This is a genomic window from Mesorhizobium sp. M7A.F.Ca.ET.027.03.2.1 (genome assembly GCF_003999175.1).
Classification (GTDB): domain Bacteria; phylum Pseudomonadota; class Alphaproteobacteria; order Rhizobiales; family Rhizobiaceae; genus Mesorhizobium.
In genome coordinates this window covers 1-6,244 of sequence record NZ_RZOM01000277.1, presented here as the reverse complement: position 1 = coordinate 6,244, position 6,244 = coordinate 1, and the positions used below count along the sequence as shown (strand labels likewise).

8 protein-coding genes and 1 pseudogene are annotated in these 6,244 nt (G+C 63.1%); 6 read left to right on the top strand and 3 right to left on the bottom strand.

The genetic code is table 11. From position 1 onward, the window contains the following. The 4 genes from EN750_RS14365 to EN750_RS14350 form a co-directional block, all read left to right on the top strand. Positions 1-442, top strand: a 442-nt coding sequence (locus EN750_RS14365; protein ID WP_145967645.1) for a DNA polymerase III subunit beta, incomplete at its 5' end; no start/stop codon positions are given. 205 nt (positions 443-647) lie between these two features. After that, on the top strand, positions 648-1,793 hold the full coding sequence (recF, locus tag EN750_RS14360; protein WP_127396808.1) for a DNA replication/repair protein RecF: 1,146 nt from the start codon (positions 648-650) through the stop codon (positions 1,791-1,793). Positions 1,794-1,824: 31 nt separating this feature from the next. Continuing rightward, complete coding sequence (locus EN750_RS14355; protein ID WP_127396807.1) at positions 1,825-2,580, top strand: molybdopterin-synthase adenylyltransferase MoeB; 756 nt, start codon at positions 1,825-1,827, stop codon at positions 2,578-2,580. Between the two features lie 4 nt (positions 2,581-2,584). Continuing rightward, entirely contained in the window at positions 2,585-3,070 is a 486-nt protein-coding gene (locus EN750_RS14350) for a GNAT family N-acetyltransferase (protein WP_127396806.1), read from the top strand. 36 nt (positions 3,071-3,106) lie between these two features. Here the strand turns inward: EN750_RS14350 and EN750_RS14345 are convergent, their stop codons facing one another. Continuing rightward, positions 3,107-4,108: a D-glycerate dehydrogenase gene (locus EN750_RS14345; RefSeq protein WP_127396805.1), complete on the bottom strand. Its 1,002-nt coding sequence runs from the start codon at positions 4,106-4,108 to the stop codon at positions 3,107-3,109. Positions 4,109-4,255: 147 nt separating this feature from the next. On the opposite strand from EN750_RS14345, the gene EN750_RS14340 reads away from it, so the two are divergent. Further along, positions 4,256-4,816, top strand: coding sequence for an SH3 domain-containing protein (locus EN750_RS14340; protein WP_127396804.1), 561 nt, complete (start codon positions 4,256-4,258; stop codon positions 4,814-4,816). Positions 4,817-4,884: 68 nt separating this feature from the next. Here the strand turns inward: EN750_RS14340 and EN750_RS14335 are convergent. Further along, positions 4,885-5,049 (bottom strand): annotated as a pseudogene (locus EN750_RS14335) (DUF4260 family protein); the annotation flags it as partial. 19 nt (positions 5,050-5,068) lie between these two features. After that, positions 5,069-5,500, bottom strand: a complete 432-nt coding sequence (gene irrA / locus EN750_RS14330; protein WP_024503471.1) for an iron response transcriptional regulator IrrA — start codon at positions 5,498-5,500, stop codon at positions 5,069-5,071. 243 nt (positions 5,501-5,743) lie between these two features. Here irrA and fabA point away from each other — a divergent pair. After that, positions 5,744-6,244: 3-hydroxyacyl-[acyl-carrier-protein] dehydratase FabA (gene fabA / locus EN750_RS14325; RefSeq protein ID WP_127396803.1), on the top strand; the 501-nt coding region annotated here is incomplete at its 3' end.

The following is a 6,244-nucleotide window of genomic DNA, read 5'->3' as shown; positions in this document are numbered from 1 at the left end:
CACCAAGATCCGCTTCACGATCGGCAGCGTGGTTTTGACCTCGAAGCTGATCGACGGCACCTTCCCCGACTATCAGCGGGTCATTCCGACCGGCAACGACAAGAAGCTGATCATCGACCGCCAGAGTTTTGCCGCCGCTGTCGATCGCGTCTCGACCATCTCTTCCGAACGCGGCCGCGCGGTGAAGCTGTCGATCAGCGAGGGTCAGGTGACGCTTGCGGTCAACAATCCCGATTCAGGCAGCGCCACCGAAGAGCTGTCCGCCGACTATTCATCCGATCCGATCGAGATCGGCTTCAACGCCAAGTACCTGCTCGACGTTGCCGCGCAACTGACCGGCACGGAAGCCAAGTTCATGCTGGCCGACGCCGGCTCGCCGACGCTGATCCACGACATGGCCGACGAGACCGCACTCTATGTGCTGATGCCGATGCGGGTGTAGCGGCGCGGTGTCAGCACTTCGGTCCTGTTGTGGACCGGCAAGCGCGATATTTACGGCAACTTCTAGAGCAATTCCAGGAAAAGTGTGAAGCGGTTTTCCCGGGAAAAGCGCATAGCGCTTTCCCTTGGGAATTGCGTTAAAACAAAGAGATAGATTGGTTTTGCGTTTCCGTGAAACGATGGAACGCTCTATAGGCGGATAGCGGTTGCCGGCACAGAACCACATAAGTAAGCTTACACTTACCAATTTCCGAAACTACGCGGCGCTGACGATCGATCTGGCGCCAGGTGCCGTGGTTTTTTCCGGCGACAACGGCGCCGGCAAGACCAATCTCCTCGAAGCAATCTCCCTTTTGACACCGGGGCGTGGTTTGCGCCGCGCCCCTTACGTGGATGTCGCACGCGAGGGCGGCGACGGCGGCTTTGCATTGCATGCCCGGCTCGACGGACCTGACGGCCAGGTCGAGATCGGAACAGGCATTTCCGGCGGCGACACCGCCGGCGAAGGCGGCAGGCGGGTGCGCATCAACGGAGCGTCGGCGCGTTCGGCCGAAGACATGCTGGAATGGCTGCGCGTGGTGTGGCTGACGCCAGCCATGGACGCGTTGTTCACCGGACCGGCCGCGGATCGCCGGCGATTTCTCGATCGGCTCGTGCTGGCGATCGATCCCGGGCACGGGCAACGTGCGATCGACTACGAGAAGGCGATGCGCGGTCGTAACCGTCTGCTTACCGAAAACTCCCGGGACGACCGCTGGTTCGACGCTATCGAGACGCAGATGGCCGAAACCGGCGTGGCGATAGCCGCGGCGCGGGCCGAAATGGTGCGCCTGCTCGCCACCATGATCGACAGGCTGCCCGACACGGGACCATTTCCGCGGGCCGATATCGGCCTTTCGGGCGATCTGGAAGCCGAAATCGCCGCCGCGCCGGCGGTCGATGTCGAGGAGCGCTTCCGTCGGACGCTTGCCGGGGGCCGTGAGCGCGATCGCGCCGCCGGGCGCACCCTCGACGGCCCGCACCGTTCGGATCTGGTGGTTGGACACCGCCCCAAGGCGATGCCGGCCGAACTCTGCTCGACCGGCGAGCAGAAGGCACTGCTGGTCGGCATCGTGCTGTCGCATGCAAGGCTGACCGGCGAAATGTCGGGCATGACGCCGATCCTGCTGCTCGACGAGATCGCCGCGCATCTCGACAGCGGGCGGCGCGCGGCGCTGTTCTCCATCCTGGAGGAACTGAACTGCCAGGCGTTCATGACAGGAACCGATGCTGCGCTGTTTTCCAGTCTCCAGGGACGCGCGCAATTCCTGACTGTCGACCATGGGACGGTTGGGCCAACCGAAGGCCCCTGACAAGGTTTTTCCGTCCCTGTATGATCAGGCAATGACCACTGCCGCCCTGACCGCAGACGAGATCGAACGCTATGCCCGCCACATCGTGCTGCCGGAGATCGGCGGCGCCGGCCAGCAAAGGCTGAAACAGGCCCGGGTGCTGGTCATCGGCGCTGGCGGACTGGGCGCGCCGGTGCTTGAATATCTTGCCGCCGCCGGCGTCGGCACACTCGGCGTGGTCGATGACGACACCGTTTCGCTGTCCAACCTGCAGCGCCAGGTCATTCACGGTACCGACACTGTCGGCCTGCTGAAGACCGAGAGCGCCAAGGCGGCAATCGCTCGCATCAATCCCAACACCACAGTCGAACCGCATACGTTCCGGCTGACCACGGACAATGCGCCCGCCCTCGTCGCCCGCTATGACATCGTCGTCGACGGTTCCGACAATTTCGAAACGCGCTATGCCGTGGCCGATGCCTGCGCGAGCGAAGGCAAGCCGCTGGTGCATGCCGCCGTCGGACGCTTCGATGGTTCGGTAACGGTGCTGAAGCCATTCGAAGACGGCAAGGACGGCAAGCCCAACCCAAGCTATCGCGATCTGTTTCCCGAGGCGCCACCGCCGGGCCTGGTGCCGTCCTGTGCCGAAGCCGGCGTGCTTGGCGCGCTGACCGGCGTCGTCGGTACGCTGCAGGCGATGGAGGCGATCAAGCTGATCACCGGCATTGGCGAGCCGCTGGTCGGCCGGCTGCTGCTCTATGATGCGCTGGCGGCGCGCTTCGACACCATCCGCTACAAGAGAAGCTGAATTCTTGGACCGGAACGAAGCTGTCTCCATCACGCGGATCCCGACCGATTTCGACCGTTGGGACGATGTGCTCGCATTGATCATGCGCGCTTTCGCTTCGATGGACGGCGTTGTCGACCCGCCCTCCTCGGCCCACCATCTGACCGCCGACACCCTGAGCGACAAGGCGCGGCTGGAGACCGGCTTCGTGGCGGTGCAGGGCGACAGGATCGTCGGCTGCGTCTTTGCCCTTGAGAGGGCGGCGGACCTTTATGTCGGCAAGTTCGCGGTCGCGCCGGACCGCCAGGGACAAGGCATTGGCCGGCGGCTGATGCAGGCAGTCGAAGACCTTGCCCGTAGCCGCGGCAAGGCCGCCGTCGCGCTTCAGACGCGGATCGAGCTGACCGGGAATCATGAGGCCTTTGCTCGCCTCGGCTTTCGCGAAACTGAACGGACGGCGCATGAGGGCTATGCCAGGCCGACCTCGATCACCATGCGCAAAGCTATCTAGTAAGGTTTATCTTAGGGTTTGTGGGCCGCGACAGCGTCAGGTCCTGAGCGGCAGCACCCGATCCGGCGGGCGGTGGCCGTCGACGAAGGCACGGATATTGATGATGACCTTCTCGCCCATATCGATGCGGCCCTCGAGCGTCGCCGAGCCCATATGCGGCAAAAGCACGACCTTGTTCTTGGCGGCGAGCTTCAGCAGCTTGCTGTTCAAAGCCGGCTCATGCTCGTAGACGTCGAGGCCGGCCCCGGCGATCTTGCCGTCCTGAATCAGCTTGACCAGCGCTTCCTCGTCGATGATGTCGCCGCGCGCGGTGTTGACGACATATGCGGTGGGCTGCAGCAGCGCCAGCCGCCGCGCTGAAAGCAGATGGAAGGTTGCCGGAGTCGAGGGACAGTTGACCGAGATGATATCCATGCGGGCCAGCATCTGGTCGAGGCTTTCCCAATACGTCGCCTCCAGCCCGTCCTCCACGGCCGGCAGCACGCGGTGGCGGTTGTGATAGTGGATCGACAGGCCGAAAGCCTTGGCCCGTCTGGCGACGGCGGTGCCGATTCGCCCCATGCCGACAATGCCGAGCCGCTTGCCCCAGATGCGCCGGCCCAGCATCCAGGTCGGAGACCAGCCGGCCCATTTCTTGTCACCGGTGAGCACATTAGCGCCTTCCGCCAGCCGCCGCGGCACCGCCAGCATCAGCGCCATGGTCATGTCGGCGGTGTCCTCGGTCAGGACATTCGGCGTGTTGGTGACGGTGATGCCCCTCTTGGCCGCGGCCGCGACATCGATCTTGTCGACGCCATTGCCAAAATTCGCGATCAGTTTGAGGTTGTCGCCGGCCTGGGCGATCAGTGCGGCGTCGATATGGTCGGTTACCGTCGGCACCAGCACGTCGGCCTCCTTGACCGCCGCGACCAGTTCCGGCTGCGTCATCGGCCTGTCCTCGACATTCAGCCTGGCGTCGAACAACTCGCGCATGCGGGTCTCGACCGGGTCGGGCAGCTTTCGCGTGATGACCACGAGAGGCTTCTTTTTGCCTGCCATTGTTTCCCTCGTTGAGACCTCTTTAACCAAGACCGGCGAAACTGAAAGCCGGTCGCGGTGCCGATTACTCCCTGTAACAAGCGGTGCCGCCGAAGACAAAGAAAAAGGGGCGCCGAGGCCGATGGGCAAGCGCCGAAAGGAATGAAAGTGTCTGGTTTCGCGTCGCTTCGCCTGACCCTCAGCGCAGCATTTCTCGGCGCTCTGCTTTATTCTCCGCTTGCCGTGGCGCAGAGTGCCGCTGCACCTGCCCAGGGCGTCGTCGCGCTTGGTCCGAGTGGCCTGCCGCTGCCGCGCTTCGTCAGCCTGAAATCCGGCCGTGTCAACTCGCGCGTCGGTCCCGGGGCCAACTACTCGGTCGACTGGATGTATATGAAGGCCGGCCTGCCGATGGAGATCATCCAGGAATTCGACACATGGCGCCGCGTGCGCGATGCCGATGGTTCGGAAGGCTGGATCAACCAGTCGCTGCTTTCCGGCCGGCGCACTGCAATCGTTGCCCCGTGGCAGCGCGGCAAGGGTGCCCAGATCAACCTTCTCAACAGCCCCAACAAGGACGCAAGGGTGGTCGCGATGGTCGAGCCGGGCGTCATGGGCACGATCAAATCCTGCGACGGCCAGTGGTGCGAAATGACATTCGATGGCCACACAGGCTGGCTTGCCCAGTCGATCGTCTGGGGCGCCTATCCCGGCGAACGGGTCAAGGACTGATTCTTGACCCAGAATCTTAACCCCGATCCCTCACGGCCCGGTTTGGGTGTGTTGAAATTCAGGTCAGCCTAGCGCCCGATACGGCCGAGATGGGTGTCCTGAAAGCCGGTTGGCAGCTTCAGGCCATGGGCCAGCGCACGGTCGATGGCGATGTGCGCGATCCAGATCAGCGCAACCGCCATCGCGGCCGCATTGCCCCACATGTGCCCGCCGAGCAGCAACAGCACGGGCACGGTAAGGGGGCCTCGCCGGTCATTCTCGGCGTTTGGGGCGCAGCCTCACCACGATATCGACATTGGCGATCTCCATCCCTTCCGGCGGCTCCGGCAGGTTGGCGACCGTCACCGGACCACTGTCGATGTCGAATATGCGGTTTTCGCCTTCGATGTAGAAATGGTGGTGGTCGGAGGTGTTGGTGTCGAAATAGGTTTTCGCGCCCTCGACGGCGAGGATGCGCAAAAGTCCCGCCTGGGTGAACTGGTGAAGGGCATTGTAGACGGTGGCCAGCGACACCGGCACGCCGGCGGCAACCGCCTCCTCGTGCAGTTCCTCGGCCGACAGATGCCGGTCGCCCTTGGCGAAAAGCAGATCGGCCAGCGCAATGCGCTGACGCGTCGGCCTCAGGCCAGCTTCACGGACCCGCTTGTCCACAGCGACATTTTCCTTCCGGCCGTCCAGGTCCATCTTCTCGTCGAACCCCACAGTTCCGCCCCAAGACACGCCCAGAATGGCAAAAAAATGAACGTCTGCCGAAACCGGACCTCTCAGGACATATATTCTGTCGTCCGAATGCGATCAATAGCGCGCATTGACCCAGGCAGACGAGCAGGTTAAGCGCAAACGCCGGTTTCCGGCCTGAAACAGATTGTGTTAGGAAACCAACGACAAGGGCACCCGATAGCCCGGAACGATATGGGGATGAGATTGATGGCGGGTAAATCCAGCTACGAGTACGACGAATTGCTGGCCTGCGCCCGCGGCGAACTGTTCGGACCGGGCAACGCCCAGCTTCCCTATCCGCCGATGCTGATGTTCGACCGCATCACCGAGATCAGCGAGACGGGCGGCGCCTTCGAGAAGGGTTTCATCCGCGCGGAGTTCGACATCAAGCCGGACCTGTGGTTCTTTGCCTGCCATTTCATCGGCAATCCGATCATGCCGGGGTGCCTCGGCCTCGACGCCATGTGGCAATTGACGGGCTTCTATCTTGGCTGGCTGGGCGAACCCGGCAAGGGGATGGCGCTGTCGACCGGTGAAGTGAAATTCAAGGGCATGGTCACGCCCTCGGTGAAGAAGGTCGAATATGGCATCGACTTCAAGCGCGTGATGCGGGGCCGGCTGGTGCTCGGCATCGCCGATGGCTGGCTGAAGGCGGATGGCGAACCCATATACGCGGCAACGGATTTGAAAGTCGGTCTGTCCAAGCAG

Excerpts from the sequence above, each read along its gene's own strand:
- EN750_RS14345 (WP_127396805.1), bottom strand. The coding sequence starts at position 4,108 with ATGGCAGGCAAAAAGAAGCCTCTCGTGGTCATCACGCGAAAGCTGCCC.
- EN750_RS14355 (WP_127396807.1), top strand. The coding sequence starts at position 1,825 with ATGACCACTGCCGCCCTGACCGCAGACGAGATCGAACGCTATGCCCGC.
- irrA (WP_024503471.1), bottom strand. The coding sequence starts at position 5,500 with ATGGACCTGGACGGCCGGAAGGAAAATGTCGCTGTGGACAAGCGGGTC.